At 69.7% G+C, this 17,415-nt stretch carries 13 protein-coding genes; 6 read left to right on the forward strand and 7 right to left on the reverse strand.

Annotation, left to right across the window (positions count from 1 at the left end; translation table 11 throughout):
• Positions 1-87 precede the first annotated feature (87 nt).
• Entirely contained in the window at positions 88-582 is a 495-nt protein-coding gene (locus tag ACFXAZ_RS11390) for an LURP-one-related/scramblase family protein (protein ID WP_384587892.1), read from the reverse strand.
• Positions 583-817: 235 nt separating this feature from the next.
• On the opposite strand from ACFXAZ_RS11390, the gene ACFXAZ_RS11395 reads away from it, so the two are divergent.
• Positions 818-2,656: an NHL domain-containing thioredoxin family protein gene (locus ACFXAZ_RS11395; RefSeq protein WP_384587895.1), complete on the forward strand. Its 1,839-nt coding sequence runs from the start codon at positions 818-820 to the stop codon at positions 2,654-2,656.
• Between the two features lie 52 nt (positions 2,657-2,708).
• Complete coding sequence (locus tag ACFXAZ_RS11400; protein WP_384587898.1) at positions 2,709-3,062, forward strand: hypothetical protein; 354 nt, start codon at positions 2,709-2,711, stop codon at positions 3,060-3,062.
• Between the two features lie 25 nt (positions 3,063-3,087).
• Here ACFXAZ_RS11400 and ACFXAZ_RS11405 read toward each other — a convergent pair whose 3' ends face one another.
• Both ACFXAZ_RS11405 and ACFXAZ_RS11410 read right to left on the reverse strand, forming a co-directional pair.
• Positions 3,088-4,383 (reverse strand): M18 family aminopeptidase, encoded by a 1,296-nt coding sequence (locus tag ACFXAZ_RS11405; protein WP_384587901.1) that lies wholly within the window; start codon positions 4,381-4,383, stop codon positions 3,088-3,090.
• A 131-nt stretch (positions 4,384-4,514) separates the two neighbouring features.
• Positions 4,515-6,341 carry an acyl-CoA dehydrogenase gene (locus tag ACFXAZ_RS11410; RefSeq protein WP_384588033.1) on the reverse strand — a complete coding sequence of 609 codons (1,827 nt, stop codon included), beginning with the start codon at positions 6,339-6,341 and terminating at the stop codon, positions 4,515-4,517.
• Between the two features lie 376 nt (positions 6,342-6,717).
• Between ACFXAZ_RS11410 and ACFXAZ_RS11415 the strand changes: the two genes are divergently transcribed.
• The 3 genes from ACFXAZ_RS11415 (at position 6,718) to ACFXAZ_RS11425 (ending at position 9,466) form a co-directional block, all read left to right on the forward strand.
• Positions 6,718-7,194, forward strand: a complete 477-nt coding sequence (locus ACFXAZ_RS11415) for an SseB family protein (protein ID WP_384587904.1) — start codon at positions 6,718-6,720, stop codon at positions 7,192-7,194.
• A 163-nt stretch (positions 7,195-7,357) separates the two neighbouring features.
• Positions 7,358-8,335, forward strand: coding sequence for a pirin family protein (locus tag ACFXAZ_RS11420; protein ID WP_384587907.1), 978 nt, complete (start codon positions 7,358-7,360; stop codon positions 8,333-8,335).
• A gap of 75 nt (positions 8,336-8,410) precedes the next feature.
• Positions 8,411-9,466, forward strand: a complete 1,056-nt coding sequence (locus ACFXAZ_RS11425; RefSeq protein WP_384587910.1) for an AI-2E family transporter — start codon at positions 8,411-8,413, stop codon at positions 9,464-9,466.
• A gap of 324 nt (positions 9,467-9,790) precedes the next feature.
• Here ACFXAZ_RS11425 and ACFXAZ_RS11430 read toward each other — a convergent pair whose 3' ends face one another.
• Positions 9,791-12,151, reverse strand: a complete 2,361-nt coding sequence (locus tag ACFXAZ_RS11430; RefSeq protein WP_384587913.1) for a SpoIIE family protein phosphatase — start codon at positions 12,149-12,151, stop codon at positions 9,791-9,793.
• Positions 12,152-12,460: 309 nt separating this feature from the next.
• Between ACFXAZ_RS11430 and aspS the strand changes: the two genes are divergently transcribed.
• Positions 12,461-14,224 (forward strand): aspartate--tRNA ligase, encoded by a 1,764-nt coding sequence (gene aspS, locus ACFXAZ_RS11435; RefSeq protein ID WP_384587916.1) that lies wholly within the window; start codon positions 12,461-12,463, stop codon positions 14,222-14,224.
• Positions 14,225-14,336: 112 nt separating this feature from the next.
• Here aspS and ACFXAZ_RS11440 read toward each other — a convergent pair whose 3' ends face one another.
• From ACFXAZ_RS11440 to ACFXAZ_RS11450, 3 genes are all read right to left on the reverse strand, one after another.
• Positions 14,337-14,702, reverse strand: a complete 366-nt coding sequence (locus ACFXAZ_RS11440) for a PH domain-containing protein (RefSeq protein ID WP_382680640.1) — start codon at positions 14,700-14,702, stop codon at positions 14,337-14,339.
• A gap of 92 nt (positions 14,703-14,794) precedes the next feature.
• A complete protein-coding gene (gene metG, locus ACFXAZ_RS11445) occupies positions 14,795-16,525 on the reverse strand; it encodes a methionine--tRNA ligase (RefSeq protein ID WP_384587919.1) in 1,731 nt (576 codons plus the stop codon).
• 141 nt (positions 16,526-16,666) lie between these two features.
• On the reverse strand, positions 16,667-17,415 hold a 749-nt coding region (locus ACFXAZ_RS11450), incomplete at its 5' end, for a VWA domain-containing protein (protein ID WP_384587922.1).

Consider the following 17,415-nt stretch of genomic DNA (forward strand, 5'->3'; position numbering starts at 1 on the left):
TTGCCCGGCCGCCGGTGAGGTGCGGGGGCGTTGCCCCTGGCCGGTGACGAGGGATGCCCGGTGTGGTCGTCCCTCCCTCCCCGGCCCTCAGTCCCCGTCCCGGTCCTTCTCCGCCAGCTGGATCACACACACGGCGATCGCGATCAGCAGCGCCGGGTCGGCGTCCTCGCGGACCACGTCCACGCCGTACGTCTCCCGGACATGCAGGAAACGGCGGGAGATGACGGCGAGCAGCTCACCGTCGTACTCGATGGCGAACTCCCGGTCGAGGATCTTGCCGCTGACGTCGAGTTCGGTGCCGTCGACCAGAGAGACGCGGTAGTGGTTGCGCAGCAGCGAGAGGCGTTTGCGGCGGATACGGGCGAGCTGCTCTCCCTCGCGTTCGATCACCATCGTGTCCCGCAGGGTGAACATCTTCTGCCGGATGTCGATCAGCACCTGCCCCTGCGTGTCCTTCAGCTCGAAGGTCTCCCGCAGCCGCATCGCCTTGCCGTCGACCAGGAACGCCTTGTTCCCGCGGTCGTCCTCGATCCAGTAGTCGTCGCCGAAGCCGAGCAATCGTTCACGTACGAGGAATCTCATGCGTGACGGGTTCCCCGGAGGGCGGCGCGCGACGCGGGGAGTAGGCCGAGGGGCTGACGCCGAACGCGGGCCGCCGGTACCCGTACGACGTCCTCCGGGCACCCGGCGAACACCTCCCGCCGCCCCTCGGTCCGCCCCGGCAACGCCATGAAGACCGCCTCGGATCCCTTCCCCACCACCGGTCCCCCCGTCGGCCTGTGACCCGGCGTTCATACCCGGATGGCAAGCTTGCGGCATGAACGACGCTGTCCCGGCGCCCACCCCCGCGCCCCGCCGCCGCGCCCGTGTCCGTGCCCCCGAGCTGATCGGCGAGGGCGGCTGGCTGAATACCGGCGGCACCCAGTACACCCTCGCCGACCTGCGCGGACGTATCGTCATCCTCGATTTCTGGACATTTTGCTGCGTCAACTGCCTGCATGTCCTGGACGAGCTGCGCGAGCTGGAGGAGAAGCACCGGGACACGGTCGTCGTGATCGGCGTGCACTCGCCGAAGTTCGTGCACGAGGCCGAGCACGCGGCGGTGGTGGACGCCGTGGAGCGGTACGGCGTGGCGCACCCGGTGCTGGACGATCCGGAACTGGCCACCTGGAAGCAGTACGCGGTACGGGCCTGGCCCACGCTGGTGGTGATCGACCCCGAGGGGTACATCGTCGCCCAGCACGCCGGTGAAGGCCATGTGCACGCCATCGAACGCCTGGTCGCGGAACTGGAGACCGAGCACGCCGCCAAGGGCACCCTGCGGCGCGGTGACGGCCCGTACGTGGCGCCCGAGCCCGAGCCGACGGTCCTGCGGTTCCCCGGCAAGGTGCTGGCGCTGCCCGGCGGGACCTTCCTGGTCAGCGACACCACCCGGCATCAGCTGGTGGAGCTGGCGGCGGATGGGGAGACGGTCCTGCGGCGGATCGGACAGGGCGGGCGCGGATCGGCCGACGGCCCGCCCGACCGGGCCGGTTTCCAGGAACCGCAAGGGCTCGCACTGCTGCCGGACGGCACGGTCGTCGTCGCCGACACCGTCAACCACGCCCTGCGCCGCTTCGACCCGGTGACCGGCGACACCACCACGCTCGCCGGGACCGGCCGCCAGTGGATGCAGGGCGATCCGGCCGCCGGCCCGGCCCGCGAGGTCCCGCTCTCCTCACCGTGGGACGTGGCCTGGTGGCAGGACCGGGTGTGGATCGCGATGGCCGGGGTGCACCAGCTGTGGGCGTACGACCCCGCCGACGGGTCGGTGACCGTCACCGCCGGCACCACCAACGAAGGTCTGCTCGACGGGCCCGGCGCCGACGCGTGGTTCGCCCAGCCGTCGGGCCTCGCCGCCACCCCCGACCGGCTCTGGCTCGCGGACTCCGAGACCAGCGCCCTGCGCTGGGTGGCCCCCGACGGCTCCGTGCACACCGCCGTCGGCACCGGCCTCTTCGACTTCGGCCACCGCGACGGCGCCGCCGGCCAGGCCCTTCTCCAGCACCCGCTCGGCGTCACCGCCCTGCCCGACGGCTCGGTGGCGGTCAGCGACACCTACAACCACGCCCTGCGCCGCTACGACCCCGCGACCGGCGAGGTCACGACCCTCGCCACGGATCTGCGCGAGCCCAGCGACGCCGTCCTCACCGGCGACGACATCCTCGTCGTGGAGTCCGCCCGCCACCGGCTGACCCGGCTGCGGCTGCCCGAGGAGGCGGTACGGGTCGAGTCCGTCGCCCACCGCACCCAGCGCGCGGCGACCGAGGTGACGCCGGGACGGCTCCGCCTCGACGTGATCTTCCAGGCCCCCACCGGCCAGAAACTCGACACCCGCTACGGCCCCTCGACCCGCCTCCTCATCTCCGCCACGCCCCCGGAACTCCTGCGCGGCGGCGAGGGCGCGGGTACGGATCTCTCCCGCGACCTCGATCTCGACCCCGCCGTGCCGGAGGGCGTCCTCCATATCTCCGCGATGGCCGCGTCCTGCGACGACGATCCCGCCAACGAGTACCCGGCCTGCCATGTCCATCAGCAGGACTGGGGGGTGCCGGTACGGGTGGTGGCGACCGGGGCGGGCCGGCTGCCGCTGGTGCTTGCGGGGATGGATGACTGAGGGTCGCGAGGAAACGACTCTGTGTAGTCAAGCCTCGGATGCGCTAGGCCGTATGAGTGAGACCGAGGAGCTGCGGCGTCGGATGAATGCCCTTGAGGCGCAAATGGACGCTCTTCTTGAGCAGATCACGACGACGCGGGCGGTTGTCGCCATAAACGATCGCGATGTGGCGGAGTTCAAGACGGAGCAGCGGGCGCAACGGCAGTTGCTGATGGCGCTGCGTGAGACGCAGGTGGAGCAAGGGCGCAAGATCGAAGCCCTCGACGCGAAGCTCAGCGGGAAGATCACGGCCCTGGAGGCAGAGATGCGGGGCGGATTCGCCACCGTGCTCGTCGCCGTGCAGGCCATCGCCGACCGGCTGTCGGAATCCGAGGCCGACACCGGATCCGAAACCTCCGGCGACTGACACCCCGGCCCCGCCCTCGCCCCCGTCACCCCTCCAAGAACGCCACCAGCGCATTCCCCAGCATGTGCGGATCATCCACCCCGCACAGCTCTCTCACGCTGTGCATCGACAGGATCGCCACCCCGATGTCGACCGTGCGGATGCCGTGGCGGGCCGCGGTGATGGGGCCGATGGTCGTGCCGCAGGGCATGGCGTTGTGGGAGACGAAGGACTGGAAGGGGACGCCCGCCTTCTCGCAGGCGGCGGCGAAGAGGGCGCGGCCCGAACCGTCGGTGGCGTAACGGTTGTTGACGTTCACCTTGAGGATGGGGCCGCCGTTGACACGGGGGTGGTGCGTCGGGTCGTGGCGCTCGGCGTAGTTGGGGTGGACGGCGTGGCCGGTGTCGGAGGACAGACAGACCGTGGCGGCGAAGGCGCGCGCCCGGTCCTCCAGGGTGCCGCCGCGGGCGAACACCGACCGCTCCAGCACCGAGCCGAGCAGCGGCCCGTCCGCGCCGGTGTCGGACTGCGAACCGTTCTCCTCGTGGTCGAAGGCCGCCAGCACCGGGATGTACGGCAGGGCGTCACCGCTGGTGGCGACCGCTGTCAGGGCCGCCGTACCGGCGTGCACCGAGAGCAGGTTGTCCATCCGGGGGCCCGCCATCAGCTCCTGGTCGCGGCCCAGATAGGCGGGCGGTTCCACGGGGTGCAGCATCAGGTCCCAGCCCGCGACCGAGCCGGCCGGCAGCGCGGCCTCCTGCTCCAGGAAGGCGATCAGATCGCCGTCCCGCGTCTCACCGAGCCCCCACACCGGTTGCAGATGCCGCTGCTTGTCCAGCTTGAGTCCCTCGGAGGAGACGGAGCGGTCCAGGTGGATGGCCAGCTGAGGGACGCGCAGCAGCGGGCGCGCGACATCGACCAGTCGCGTCGATCCGTCCCGCAGCGTCAGCCGGCCCGCGATGCCCAGGTCGCGGTCCAGCCAGGAGTTCAACAGCGGCCCGCCGTAGATCTCCACCGCCACCTGCCGCCAGCCGTACGACCCGGTGTCCGGCAGCGGCTTCACCCGCAGACTGGGGGAGTCGGTGTGCGCGCCGATGATCCGGAAGGGCGTGTGCGGCTCGGCGCCCTCCGGTACCCACCACGCCACGATCGCGCCACCGCGCAGCACATACCTGCCGCCGCTGCCCGCCTCCCAGGCGTCCGTCTCGGCGACCTGCCGGAAACCGGCCTTCTCCAGCCGCTCGGCGACGTTCGCCACGGCGTGGTACGGCGACGGCCCGGCCGTCAGGAAGGACATCAGGTCGTCGGTGTGGCCGCGGTCGAGGCGGGGGGGTTCGCTCATGGGTTCACTTTAACGACGTATCCAGGCCCACTCCCCGTGGTGGGAGCGGGCCCTGGTGAGGACGGTGTGGAGACCCGCCGGTAGCTCCCCGACCTGGCCGGGATCCATCGGAAACAGCCCAGAACAGGGCCCTAGAACGCGGCCTCGTCCAGCTCCATCAGGTCCAGGTCGACGGTCTCGGCGACCTTGCGGGCCAGGGTGACGCCCGGCAGCACACTGGCCGCGAAGAACTTCGCCGCCGCGATCTTTCCGGTGTAGAACGCCTTGTCCCTGGCGGACGCCGTCGGCAGCTTCTCGGCGGCGACCGCGGCCCCGCGCAGCAGCAGATAGCCGACGATCACATCGCCGGAGGCCAGCAGCAGCCGGGTGGTGTTCAGGCCCACCTTGTAGATGTTCCTCACGTCCTGCTCGGTGGCCGCGAGGTCGGTCAGCATCAGGCCGACGATCGCCTCCAGCTCGACGGCCGCCTTCGCCAGGTGCTCCCGGGCGCCGGACAGCTCCTCGCCGCCCGTGCCCAGTGCCAGGAACTGCTTGATGTCGTCGGCGACCGAGTTCAGCGCGGCGCCCTGGTTGCGGACGATCTTCCGGAAGAAGAAGTCCTGTCCCTGGATCGCCGTCGTGCCCTCGTACAGCGTGTCGATCTTGGCGTCCCGGATGTACTGCTCGATCGGGTACTCCTGGAGGAACCCGGAGCCGCCGAAGATCTGGAGCGACTGGGCGAGCTGCTCGTAGCCCTTCTCCGAGCCGTAGCCCTTCACGATCGGCAGCAGCAGGTCGTTGAGCGCGTGCTCGGTGGACGCGTCCTCGCCGGCCGCCTCCTTGAGGGCGATGGAGTCCTGGACGGACGCCGTGTGCAGCACGAGCGCGCGCATGCCCTCCGCGTACGCCTTCTGCGTCATCAGTGAGCGGCGGACGTCCGGGTGGTGGGTGATGGTGACCTTGGGCGCGGCCTTGTCCATGAAGTTCGCCAGGTCGGGGCCCTGGACGCGCTCCTTGGCGTACTCCAGCGCGTTCAGATAGCCCGTGGACAGGGTGGAGATCGCCTTGGTGCCGACCATCATCCGGGCGAACTCGATGATCCGGAACATCTGCCGGATGCCGTCGTGCTTGTCACCGATCAGCCAGCCCTTGGCCGGGTGCCGGTCGCCGAAGGTCAGCTCGCAGGTGTTGGACGCCTTCAGACCCATCTTGTGCTCGACGTTCGTCGCGTACACGCCGTTGCGCTCGCCCAGTTCGCCGGTCTCGACGTCGAAGAGGTACTTCGGGACCAGGAAGAGGGACAGGCCCTTGGTGCCGGGGCCGGCGCCCTCGGGGCGGGCCAGCACGTAGTGGAGGATGTTCTCCTCCATGTCGTGCTCACCGGAGGTGATGAACCGCTTCACGCCCTCGATGTGCCAGGAGCCGTCCTCCTGCCGGACCGCCTTGGTGCGCCCCGCGCCCACGTCCGAACCGGCGTCCGGCTCGGTGAGCACCATGGTCGAGCCCCAGGTCCGCTCCACGGCGAGGGAGGCGATCTTCCGCTGTTCCTCGGTGCCCTCCTCGAAGAGGATGCGGGCGAACGCCGGGCCCGAGGAGTACATCCAGATCGCCGGGTTGGCGCCCAGGACCAGCTCCGCGTACGACCAGATCAGCGAGGGCGGGGCGGTGGTGCCGCCGATCTCCTCGGGCAGGCCCAGCCGCCAGTACTCCGAGTCCATGAACGCCCGGTAGCCCTTCTTGAAGGAGTCCGGGAGCGGGGCGGTGTTGGTCTCGGGGTCGAAGACCGGCGGATTGCGGTCGGCGTCGGCGAAGGACTCGGCCAGCTCGTGCTCGGCGAGCCGGGTCAGCTCCTCCAGGACGCTCTTGGCGGTATCGGTGTCCATCTCCTCGAACGGGCCGGTGCCGTACAGCTTGTCGCGTCCCAGTACCTCGAAGAGGTTGAACTCGATGTCGCGGAGATTCGACTTGTAGTGCCCCATGGCGATGGCTCCGTAGAGAGATCGGCGAGGCACTGACTCCTCGCGCCCAGTTCACATGCTCAGTAGTGCCTACGATGATGCTACCCGTCGGTAATAAGAAGCAACCCCTACTCGGCCAAGTGTGAGAAGGGCCCCGTATGCGCCCCGTTCGACCCGCGAACGACCGGTCAGGGCGCTCGGTGCCGCAGCCGTCGTGGTCGGATGCGCGGCGGGGGAGGGGCGTGGTCGGGGGCGTGGGCATGGGTGGCCTCCGGTCGAGAAGGTCGAGTCATTCTGTAGCGAGCGATAGATAAAACCGTACCAGCATTCCGTAGCGATCGCTAGATAAATTTCCCCGGGCGTCGGCCACCCCCTCCCCCTCGGTACGCTTGCGCGCATGTACGGATACGGGCAGCCGATGGACAACGGCGGTGCGCAGCAGTACGCCCAGCCGCAGCAGATGTCCGGCGGTGTGGGGGGATATGGGCAGCAGCAGCCGCTGTATCCGGAGCCGTCGCCGCCCTCGCTCGCCGACGCGGTGCGTGCCTTCACCACGGGGCAGATGCCGGCCGAGGACTTCCAGCAGGTCTTCGCCACCTCGAAGGTGTACTGCCCGCGCGGTGACAACCCCGGCTTCCTCGCCCTGCACAACACCCAGCAGCCGGTGATCCCGATGTTCAGCTCGCTCAAGGAGCTGCGGCGCTACGCGGGCAAGGAGTCCAAGTACTTCGTGATCACCGGTGCCGAGGTGATCGACTTGCTGCCGACCGGCTACGGGTTCGTCCTGGACATGGAGGGCGAGCACCGCATGGTCTTCGACGCGAAGGCCGTCGAGCAGATGGTCGACTTCGCGATGCGCAGGATGTACGGCTGATCGCGCGTTCCGCGTGCCGCGTCATCGAGGTTCTGTGTCGTCGAGGTTCCGCGTCGTCGAGTACGGCGTCCGCCCGGAGGGAATGCCCTCCGGGCTTTCTTCGTTACGGGTGGCAGAAAGTTCAACAGTCAACTAAAGTGGTCGTACCCAAGGAGGTACCGACATGCCCGCTGTGACCGTCGAGAACCCGCTGACGCTGCCCCGAGTGACCGCATCCGCCGACGCCGTGGCACGTCCCGTGCTCGCCGTCACGACCGCCCCGGGCGGTTTCGAGGGCGAAGGCTTCCCGGTGCGCCGGGCGTTCGCGGGCATCAACTACCGCCATCTCGACCCGTTCATCATGATGGACCAGATGGGCGAGGTGGAGTACGCGCCGGGTGAGCCCAAGGGCACCCCCTGGCACCCCCACCGCGGCTTCGAGACCGTGACCTACATCATCGACGGGATCTTCGACCACCAGGACTCCAACGGCGGCGGTGGCACCATCACCAACGGTGACACCCAGTGGATGACGGCCGGCGCCGGTCTGCTGCACATCGAGGCCCCGCCGGAGCACCTCGTCGTCTCGGGCGGTCTCTTCCACGGTCTCCAGCTGTGGGTGAACCTTCCCGCCAAGGACAAGATGATGGCGCCGCGCTACCAGGACATCCGCGGCGGCCAGGTCCAGCTCCTCACCACCCCCGACGGCGGCGCGCTGCTCCGTGTCATCGCCGGTGAGCTGGACGGACACGCCGGTCCGGGCGTCACCCACACCCCGATCACGATGATCCACGCCACGCTCGCGCCGGGCGCGGAACTCACCCTGCCGTGGCGCGAGGACTTCAACGGTCTCGCCTACGTCCTCGCCGGACGCGGCACGGTCGGCGCCGAGCGGCGGCCGATCCAGCTCGGCCAGACCGCGGTCTTCGGCGACGGCTCCTCGCTGACCGTCCGCGCGGACGAGAAGCAGGACGGCAACACCCCGGACCTGGAGGTCGTACTCCTCGGCGGACAGCCGATCCGGGAGCCGATGGCGCACTACGGACCCTTCGTCATGAACACCCGTGACGAACTCCAGCAGGCGTTCGACGACTTCCAGAAGGGCCGCCTCGGCACCATCCCGGCGGTGCACGGCATGACACAGGAGGGCCCGCAGGGCTGACGCCCCGTCATCTCGGGTCACCCGGGCGGGCTGTCCGGACAGGACAGCCCGCCCGTCGCGTGTTCCGCTGGACGGATGCGCCTGCTACCCGAGCCCGTACGCCGTCTCGTCGCCTGGTGCGCCGTGATTCTGCTGGTGGCGGGCGTGGGGTACGTCGGGATCCGGCTGGTCGTGGAGCTGCGTACGGCCGTGGTGCCGGTGCTGCTCGCCCTGCTCGGCACCGCGCTGCTGCACCCCTTCCACAAGCGGCTGGTGAAGGCGAAGGTCAACCGGTCGCTCGCCGCCGCTCTCACCTGCGTCGCCGTCGTGGCCGTCGTCGGCGGTGCCGTCTATATCGTCGTCGCCGCGCTCATCGCCTCCGGCGACCAGATCATCGCCTCCCTCAAGGACGCCGCGACCTCGCTCGCCCAGCACTTCGGGGCCGCCGGCACCTCCCTGAACGACCTCGCCTCCAACTCCAGGGACCTGCTGACCAAGTTCGGCGGTACGGCGGCCTCCGGGGTGATCAGCGGGGTCAGCGTGGTCGGCGAGACCATCGCCCTGGCCGTACTGGCACTGCTGCTCGTCTTCTTCTTCCTGCGCGATTCCGACCGGGCCGCCGCCGCGCTGCGCTCGCTGTCGCCGCGCGGCACCGCCGACACCGTCGAGGCGATGGCCCGGCGGGCCTTCCGGGCCGTCGAGGGCTTCATGCGCGGCACCACCCTCATCGCCTTCATCGACGCCCTGTGCATCACCATCGGCCTGCTGATCCTGCGCGTACCCGGCGCGATGGGTCTCGGGGCGCTGGTCTTCGTCGGCGCGTACATCCCCTACCTCGGTGCCTTCATCTCCGGCGCGGTCGCGGTTCTCGTCGCCCTCGCCGACCGGGGGTTCGTGATCGCGCTGTGGGCGCTCGGGGTGGTGCTCGCCGTGCAGGTGCTGGAGGGACATGTGCTCCAGCCGATGATCCAGAGCCGGACCGTGCAGATGCATCCGGCGGTCGTGATGCTCGCCATCACCGCGGGCGCGTCCGTGGCCGGCATCCTCGGCATGCTGCTGGCCGTACCGCTCACGGCGGCGGCGTTCGGGGTCCTCAGCGAATTGCGTGACCACTACGCTCCGGCCCCGGCGTCCGGGGCGGCCGACCTCTAGCGACCCGAACGGGAACTCGCGGTCCCCCGGACATGGGACGCCCCGGTCCAGGAGGGCAGGTGCCTGGGCCGGGGCTGGGCTGCCGGAAGGCGTGCGGCACGGGCGACTCGCCTTCACGGACAGTGATTCGAGAGTACGGAGGGTGAGGCGCGGCGCGCCGGCCGCGCTCGGTCAAACGCCCGGATCGTGGGACGCGGGGGTGCGGGGTGGGCGGGGCACCCCCGCGTACGCCGAGCCCTTGCGCTCCGCTTCCTGTCGCCGGTCCGGTTCCCTGTCGTCCGTCGCGTTCCTGGTCGCCCGGCCCGCTGCCCGTCGCCCGGCCCGCTATGCGCCGGCCTCGCCCTCGTCCTCGGTCTCGTCCTCGAAGCCGCCCGAGTCACCCCGGCCATCCAGGTCACCCAAGCCACCTGCATCCCTCAAGTCGCCCAGCTCCTCCAGCTCCTCCAGCTCCCCCAGCTCCCCCAGTTCCCCCAGGTCCTCCAACCCCTCCACCGCCAGCGCGGCCACCGGCCCGTCCCCGGGAGCCAGGGGGGACAGGGGAGCCAGCGGGGACAGGGGAGACACCTCACCCTCCGCCTCCCGCAGCTCGAACCAGATGCTCTTGCCCTCGCCGCGCGGATCCACCCCCCACGCGTGTGCCAGCAGCTCGATGAGGACCAGTCCGCGCCCGGAGGAGGCCAGCTCGCCGGGGCGGCGCTTGTGCGGGAGGTCGTCGCCCGCGTCGGTGACCTCCACCCGCATCCGCCGCGCCCCCGGATCGCCGGTGATCTCGGCGATGAGCAGCGCGTCGGTGTCGGTGTGCACGAGGACGTTGGTGAGCAGCTCGGACACCAGGAGCACGGTGGAGTCCACCTGGTCGGCCGAGAACCAGTCGTGCAGCAGCTCGCGCAGTTGCTGCCGGGCCACCGCGATCCGCTCCGGCTCGGCCTGCGCCACGGTCAGCATGGTGCGCCGGGTCCGCGGGCGGGTGGTCACCACCTCGCCGCAGCCGCAGCCCGGGCCCTGCCGACACAGCAGCAGTACGGCGATGTCGTCCTCGCGGCGATCGGCGAGCGGGCCGGTGGTGTGGTGCGAGGACGGCCCGTGGACGGCCTGGACCAGCGCGTCGGCCAGCGTCTCCAGATCGCCCTGGTGGTCCTCCAGGATCGCCCGGATCCGCTGCCAGCCGGTGTCCAGGTCATGGCCGCCGGTCTCGATCAGCCCGTCCGTGCACAGCATCAGCGTCTCGCCGGGCTGGAGGGTGACGGTGGTCGTGGGGTAGTCGGCGTCCGGGTCGATGCCCAGCGGCAGCCCGCCCGGGGTGGCCCGGCGCAGCACGGTCCCGTCCGCCATCCGGATCGCCGGGTCGGGATGGCCCGCGCGGGCGATGTCGAGCACGCCGGTCGCCGGGTCGGCCTCGACGTACAGGCAGGTCGCGAAGCGCGGGTCGCCGGTGTCGTCGTGCTGGCAGCCGAAGCCGTTGAGGAAGCGGGAGGCGCGGGAGAGCACGGCGTCGGGGCGGTGGCCCTCGGAGGCGTAGGCGCGCAGGGCGGTCCGCAGCTGTCCCATGAGACCGGCGGCCCGTACGTCATGGCCCTGGACGTCCCCGATGACCAGGGCGAACCGTCCGCCGTCGCCCGGCAGCGGGATCATGTCGTACCAGTCGCCGCCGACCTGGAGGCCGCCCCCGGTGGGGACATAGCGGGCGGCGACGCTCATGCCGGGGATCTCCGGGCCGAGCGTGGGCAGCATGGAGCGCTGGAGTCCGTCGGTCAGTTCCCGCTCGGATTCGGCGATCCCGGCGCGGGCGAGGGCCTGGGCGAGCATCCGGGCCACCGTGGTCAGCACGGACCGCTCGTCCGGGTTGAACGCCACCGGGTAGGCGAACGCGGCCATCCAGGCGCCCATCGTGCGCCCGGCGACGGTCAGCGGCAGGAACGCCCAGGACTGCCGTTCGAACCCCTCGGCGAGCGGCCAGGTGACGGGGTAGCGGGACTTGTACTGGCCGGGCGAGGAGAGATAGACGGCCCGGCCGGTGCGGCACACCTCGGCCGCCGGATAGTCGGTCGCCAGGGACATGTGGGAGAAGGGGGCCTCGTCGCCGGGCTGGTGCCCGTGGTGGCCGACGATCGTCAGCCGGTCGCCCTCGACGCCGAACACGGCGAGCCCGGCCGGGGTGAATCCGGGCATCGACAGCCCGGCGGCGACCCGCAGCACCTCGGCGGTGGAGCGGGCCTCGGCCAGCGCCCGGCCCGCGTCCAGCAGAAACGCCTCGCGCGAGCGCCGCCAGTCGCCGGTGACCGCCCGCCGCCCGGCCGGGGTGCCCGGGGTCGGCTCGGTGACCTCCTGGAGCGTGCCGATCAGCTCGTAGGCCTGTTTCTCCGGGTCGAACGACGGTTTCGAACGGCTGCGGACGATCCGGATGATCCGGCCCCGCTCGTCCATGATCCGGATGCGTACCTCGGCGAGGGTGCCCTCGGCGACGGCGAGCTGCACCACGCCGGTGATCTCGTTCCAGTCGACGGGGTGCAGCCGGGCCCTTACCTGGGCCTCCGTGAGGACGGTCGGCTCGGCGGGCAGACCGAGCAGTCGGGCGGCCTCGGCATCCACCGTGACCTGCCCGATCGAGGTGTCCCAATGCCAGAGGCCCGTGGCCAGTGCGGCGAGTACCTGCTCGACCGCTGGCAGGGGCTCACCAGTGCGCATTGCCCCACTGTAAGAAGATCCGATCGAACAATGCCACTGATGTCGTATGTGTGACCGTTGTCCTCCCGGGTCACGTGAGGTCTGCGGAGGTGCCACGGGGAGGCTCTCCGGATGGCACGTCGGGCGGCTCTCGGGGTGGCTCTCGGGCAGTGGGGGCCGCGCTAATACGGGGGAAGAGCGTCCGGGGCGGCCGGTACCCTGGGGGCGACGTTTCACGTGAAACAAACCCCACCCCAGCGATACCCCAAAACCCTGAAAACCCCGAAACCCCGAGATACTCCCCGAGCAGCGAAGGCTGGATGAACGACGATGCATCGGTACAGGTCCCACACCTGCGGTGAGCTACGCGCCTCTGACGTCGGCACCGACGTCCGGCTGAGCGGCTGGCTGCACAATCGGCGCGACCTGGGCGGCATCCTCTTCATCGATCTGCGCGATCACTACGGCATCACGCAGCTGGTCGCCCGCCCCGGCACGCCCGCCTACGAGGCCCTGGACAAGCTGACCAAGGAATCGACGCTGAGGGTGGACGGCAAGGTCGTCTCCCGGGGCGCCGAGAACGTGAACCCCGACCTGCCGACCGGTGAGGTCGAGGTCGAGGTCGGCGAGGTGGAGCTGCTGGGCGCGGCTCAGCCCCTCCCCTTCACGATCAACGCCGAGGACGGGGTCAACGAGGAGCGGCGCCTTGAGTACCGCTTCCTGGACCTGCGCCGCGAGCGCATGCACCGCAACATCATGCTGCGTACGGCGGTCATCTCGGCGATCCGGCACAAGATGACGGCGCTGGGCTTCAACGAGATGGCGACGCCGATCCTGTCGGCGACCAGCCCCGAGGGCGCCCGCGACTTCGTGGTCCCCTCCCGGCTGAACCCGGGCAAGTTCTACGCGCTGCCCCAGGCCCCGCAGCAGTTCAAGCAGCTGCTGATGATCTCCGGGTTCGACCGCTACTTCCAGATCGCGCCCTGTTTCCGCGACGAGGACGCGCGGGCCGACCGCTCGCCGGGCGAGTTCTACCAGCTCGACGTGGAGATGTCCTTCGTGGAGCAGGAGGACGTCTTCCAGCCGATCGAGCGGCTGATGACGGAGCTGTTCACGGAGTTCGGCGGGGGCCGCGAGGTCACCTCCCCCTTCCCCCGGATCCCGTTCCGCGAGGCGATGCTGAAGTACGGCTCCGACAAGCCGGACCTCCGGGCCCAGCTGGAGCTGGTGGACATCACCGATGTCTTCGAGGGCTCGGAGTTCAAGGCGTTCGCGGGCAAGCACGTACGGGCGCTGGCGGTGCCGGCGGTCCAGGACCAGCCGCGCAAGTTCTTCGACCAGCTCGGCGAGTACGCGATCACGCTGGGCGCGAAGGGCCTGGCGTGGGTGCGGGTCGCCGAGGACGGTTCGCTGACGGGCCCGATCGCGAAGTTCCTGACGGAGGACAACGTCAAGGTCCTCACCGAGCGGCTCGGCCTGGCGGCCGGTCACGCGGTGTTCTTCGGCGCGGGCGACTTCGAGGAGGTCTCGAAGATCATGGGCGCGGTGCGGGTCGAGGCCGCGAAGCGCGCCGGTCACTTCGAGGAGAACGTCTTCCGGTTCTGCTGGATCGTCGACTTCCCGATGTACGAGCGGGACGAGGACACCGGCGCGATCGACTTCTCGCACAACCCGTTCTCCATGCCGCAGGGCGGTCTTGAGGCCCTGGAGACCCAGGACCCGCTGGACATTCTGGGCTGGCAGTACGACATCGTCTGCAACGGTGTCGAGCTGTCCTCCGGCGCGATCCGCAACCATGAGCCGGAGATCATGCTGAAGGCGTTCGAGATCGCCGGGTACGACCGGGACACGGTCGAGGACAAGTTCGCCGGCATGCTCCGCGCGTTCCGTTTCGGCGCCCCGCCGCACGGCGGCATCGCCCCCGGCGTGGACCGGATCGTCATGCTCCTCGCCGACGAGCCCAACATCCGCGAGACGATCTCCTTCCCGCTCAACGGCAACGCCCAGGACCTGCTGATGGGCGCGCCGACGGAGCTGGACGAGTCACGGCTGAGGGAGCTGCACCTCTCGGTGCGGAAGCCGCAGCCGAAGTAGGCGGTGATCCGGCCGTGTGACGGCCGTCACCCGCGTGGTGATCGAGAACGCGCGACGCCCCGCTCCCGGTTGTTGCCGGGGCGGGGCGTTGTCGTGCCTGAGGTGGGGCGGGTCAGCGGGCGACGAACTGGGTCAGGATGGCCTGGACCTCGTAGATGTCGACGCCCTTCGTGAAGGTCTTCTGGATGGGGGCCGCGGAGCCCGAGACCCAGATCTTGAGTTCGGCGTCGAGGTCGAAGGTGCCGGCCGTTTCCACCGCGAAGTGGGTGATGCTGCGGTACGGAATCGAGTGGTACTCGACCTTCTTGCCGGTGATGCCCTGCTTGTCGACCAGGATCAGGCGGCGGTCGGTGAACAGGATGGTGTCGCGTATCAGCTGGTACGCGGCGTGGACCTGCTCGCCCTGGCCCAGTAGACGGGTGTAGTCCTGGGCCGCCTGCGCCGGGTCGATGGCATGCGCGTTTCCGAAAAGAGCCATGGTGGATCCCCCCACTTGTGATCGTCCGGAATGTATATCTTGACGGTGGGGGGTTTGGCCATGGGGGGAGGGTCAATTCCCCGTTGCTGGTGTCAGTTCCCGTTCTCGGTGTCGCCCCCGAAGCGCTCCTTGTACGTCTCCAGGTCGTCGTCCGTGAGCTTGGCGAACAGGACCGGGGGGACCGTGAAAGGGGTGCCGGGGGGGAGCGTGGTCAGGGAACGGGACGTGGATTCGGTGACCCAGGTCGCCGTGTCCTGGGGAAGTGTGAAGGTTTTGCGCATCTCCGCCGACGCCGACGGGATGATCGGCTCCGAGACCACCGAGTAGAGGTGGATCAGATTCATGGCGGTGCGCAGCGTCAGCGCCGCCCCGTCCTGGTCCGTCTTGATCTCCAGCCATGGGGCCTTCTCCTCCAGGTAGGAGTTGCCCGCCGACCAGAGCGCGCGCAGCGCCGCCGCCGCCTTGCGGAATTGCAGGGACTCCAGCTGCTGCTCGTACTCGGAGAGAAGACGGCTGATCTCCTCGCCCAGCTTTCGCTCCGCCTCGCCGGGGGTGCCGCCCGCCGGGACCTGGTCGCCGAAGCGCTTCTTGGAGAAGGACAGGACGCGGTTCACGAAATTGCCGAGGGTGTCCGCCAGGTCCTTGTTCACCGTCGCCGTGAAATGCTCCCAGGTGAACGATGAGTCGTCCGACTCCGGTGCGTTGGCGATCAGGAAGTAGCGCCAGTAATCGGCGGGGAGGATGTCGAGCGCCTGGTCCGTGAAGACGCCGCGCTTCTGGGACGTGGAGAACTTTCCGCCGTAGTACGTCAGCCAGTTGAAGGCCTTGACGTAGTCCACCTTCTTCCACGGCTCCCGTACGCCCAGTTCGGTCGCCGGGAACATCACCGTGTGGAACGGGACATTGTCCTTCGCCATGAATTCGGTGTAACGGACGGTGGTGTCCACGTCGTACCACCAGGATTTCCAGTCCCGGATTTCACCGACGGGGGCCTTGTCCGACCATTCCTTTGTCGCGCCGATGTATTCGATCGGGGCGTCGAACCACACGTAGAAGACCTTGCCCTCGGCCGCCAGCTCCGGCCAGGTGTCCGCCGGTACGGGGACGCCCCAGTCCAGGTCGCGGGTGATCGCGCGGTCGTGCAGGCCCTCGGTCAGCCACTTGCGGGCGATGGAGGAGGCGAGCTGGGGCCAGTCGCTCTCGTGGGCCGCGATCCACTCCTCCACCTCATGCTGGAGCTTGGACTGGAGGAGGAAGAGGTGCTTGGTCTCGCGGACCTCCAGGTCCGTGGAGCCGGAGATCGCCGAGCGCGGGTTGATCAGGTCGGTCGGGTCCAGCACGCGCGTGCAGTTCTCGCACTGGTCGCCGCGGGCCTTGTCGTAGCCGCAGTGGGGACAGGTGCCGACGACATAGCGGTCCGGGAGGAAGCGGCCGTCGGTGGGGGAGTAGACCTGGCGGATCGCGCGCTCTTCGATGAAGCCGTTCTCGTTGAGGCGGCGGGCGAAGTGCTGGGTGATCTCGCGGTTCTGGGGGGAGGAGCTGCGGCCGAAGTAGTCGAAGGACAGGCCGAAGCCGTCGTAGACCGCCTTCTGCGCGTCGTGCGCCTGCGCGCAGAACTCGGCCACCGGGAGGCCCTGTTCCTTGGCCGCCAGTTCGGCCGGGGTGCCGTGTTCGTCCGTCGCGCAGATGTAGAGGACCTCGTGGCCGCGCTGGCGGAGGTAACGGGAGTAGACGTCCGCCGGGAGCATGGACCCCACCATGTTGCCCAGGTGCTTGATCCCGTTGATGTAGGGAAGGGCGCTGGTGATGAGGTGTCGAGCCATGGCGGCTGCTCCCAGGGTGGTTTTTCTCTTCGCGAACCTTGAAATCGTAGCCGACAGGGGTGGGCCGCCCGCCTCCCGTTTCTGTGGTGGGGAGGGGGCGGCCGGGTACTGCGTCGGGGGTGGGGGTGGGGGTGGGCTCGGTTATGGGCGCCAGCCCTTGAGGATGCCTTCGTAGAGTTCCGCGTCGGTGAGTTCCAGGGGGGTCTCGCCGGCCAGGAAGTGGGAGGTGTTCGGGGTCTTCAGCTTGCGGAGGTAGTCGAAGGCCTTGTTCTCCGGGTCGCCGAAGGCCACGAAGGCGAAGTGGATCTGGGGGTGGGTCTTCGCCGCTTCGGTCAGGGCCTGGGTCGCCGGGGTCTTGGCGTCGGGGGCGCCGTCGGTCTGGAAGACGACGAGGGCGGGGGCGGCGGTGCCGGATTTGTTGTAGTGGGTGTCGTAGTGGGTGAGGATTTCCGCCACGGCGGTGTGGTAGCTGGTACGGCCCATGCGGCCGAGGGTCGCGTGGGTGTCGTCGACCTTTGTCTCGTGGTCGGTGAGGGTGAGGTCCGTGGTGCCGTCCACTTCCGTGGAGAAGAAGGTGACGTGGACGGTGGGGGTGTCTGTGGTGGGGGTGAGGTGGGCCGCGAGGGCGAGGGTCTGGTCGGCCAGGGCCTGGGCCGAGCCGTCCTTGTAGTACGGGCGCATGCTCGCGGAGCGGTCGAGGACGAGGTAGGTGTGGGCGCGGGTGGTGGTGCGGCCGGCCTGGGCCAGGGCGGTGGCGGCGGAGGTGTGGGCGGTGAGGAGGGTGGGGGGGAGGGGGGACGGCCCGCGGTGTGCCCAGCCGCGGGTGGTTCCCCACCCCCCCCCACCCGACAGAAAACGGGCGGAGGGGGGTGGCGCCACACGGGGGCGGT

It is taken from the genome of Streptomyces sp. NPDC059477, from assembly GCF_042749375.1.
GTDB lineage: Bacteria > Actinomycetota > Actinomycetes > Streptomycetales > Streptomycetaceae > Streptomyces.

Excerpts from the sequence above, each read along its gene's own strand:
- ACFXAZ_RS11390 (WP_384587892.1), bottom strand. The coding sequence starts at position 582 with ATGAGATTCCTCGTACGTGAACGATTGCTCGGCTTCGGCGACGACTAC.
- ACFXAZ_RS11395 (WP_384587895.1), top strand. The coding sequence starts at position 818 with ATGAACGACGCTGTCCCGGCGCCCACCCCCGCGCCCCGCCGCCGCGCC.
- ACFXAZ_RS11400 (WP_384587898.1), top strand. The coding sequence starts at position 2,709 with ATGAGTGAGACCGAGGAGCTGCGGCGTCGGATGAATGCCCTTGAGGCG.
- ACFXAZ_RS11405 (WP_384587901.1), bottom strand. The coding sequence starts at position 4,383 with ATGAGCGAACCCCCCCGCCTCGACCGCGGCCACACCGACGACCTGATG.
- ACFXAZ_RS11410 (WP_384588033.1), bottom strand. The coding sequence starts at position 6,341 with ATGGGGCACTACAAGTCGAATCTCCGCGACATCGAGTTCAACCTCTTC.
- ACFXAZ_RS11415 (WP_384587904.1), top strand. The coding sequence starts at position 6,718 with ATGTACGGATACGGGCAGCCGATGGACAACGGCGGTGCGCAGCAGTAC.
- ACFXAZ_RS11420 (WP_384587907.1), top strand. The coding sequence starts at position 7,358 with ATGCCCGCTGTGACCGTCGAGAACCCGCTGACGCTGCCCCGAGTGACC.
- ACFXAZ_RS11425 (WP_384587910.1), top strand. The coding sequence starts at position 8,411 with ATGCGCCTGCTACCCGAGCCCGTACGCCGTCTCGTCGCCTGGTGCGCC.
- ACFXAZ_RS11430 (WP_384587913.1), bottom strand. The coding sequence starts at position 12,151 with ATGCGCACTGGTGAGCCCCTGCCAGCGGTCGAGCAGGTACTCGCCGCA.
- aspS (WP_384587916.1), top strand. The coding sequence starts at position 12,461 with ATGCATCGGTACAGGTCCCACACCTGCGGTGAGCTACGCGCCTCTGAC.
- ACFXAZ_RS11440 (WP_382680640.1), bottom strand. The coding sequence starts at position 14,702 with ATGGCTCTTTTCGGAAACGCGCATGCCATCGACCCGGCGCAGGCGGCC.
- metG (WP_384587919.1), bottom strand. The coding sequence starts at position 16,525 with ATGGCTCGACACCTCATCACCAGCGCCCTTCCCTACATCAACGGGATC.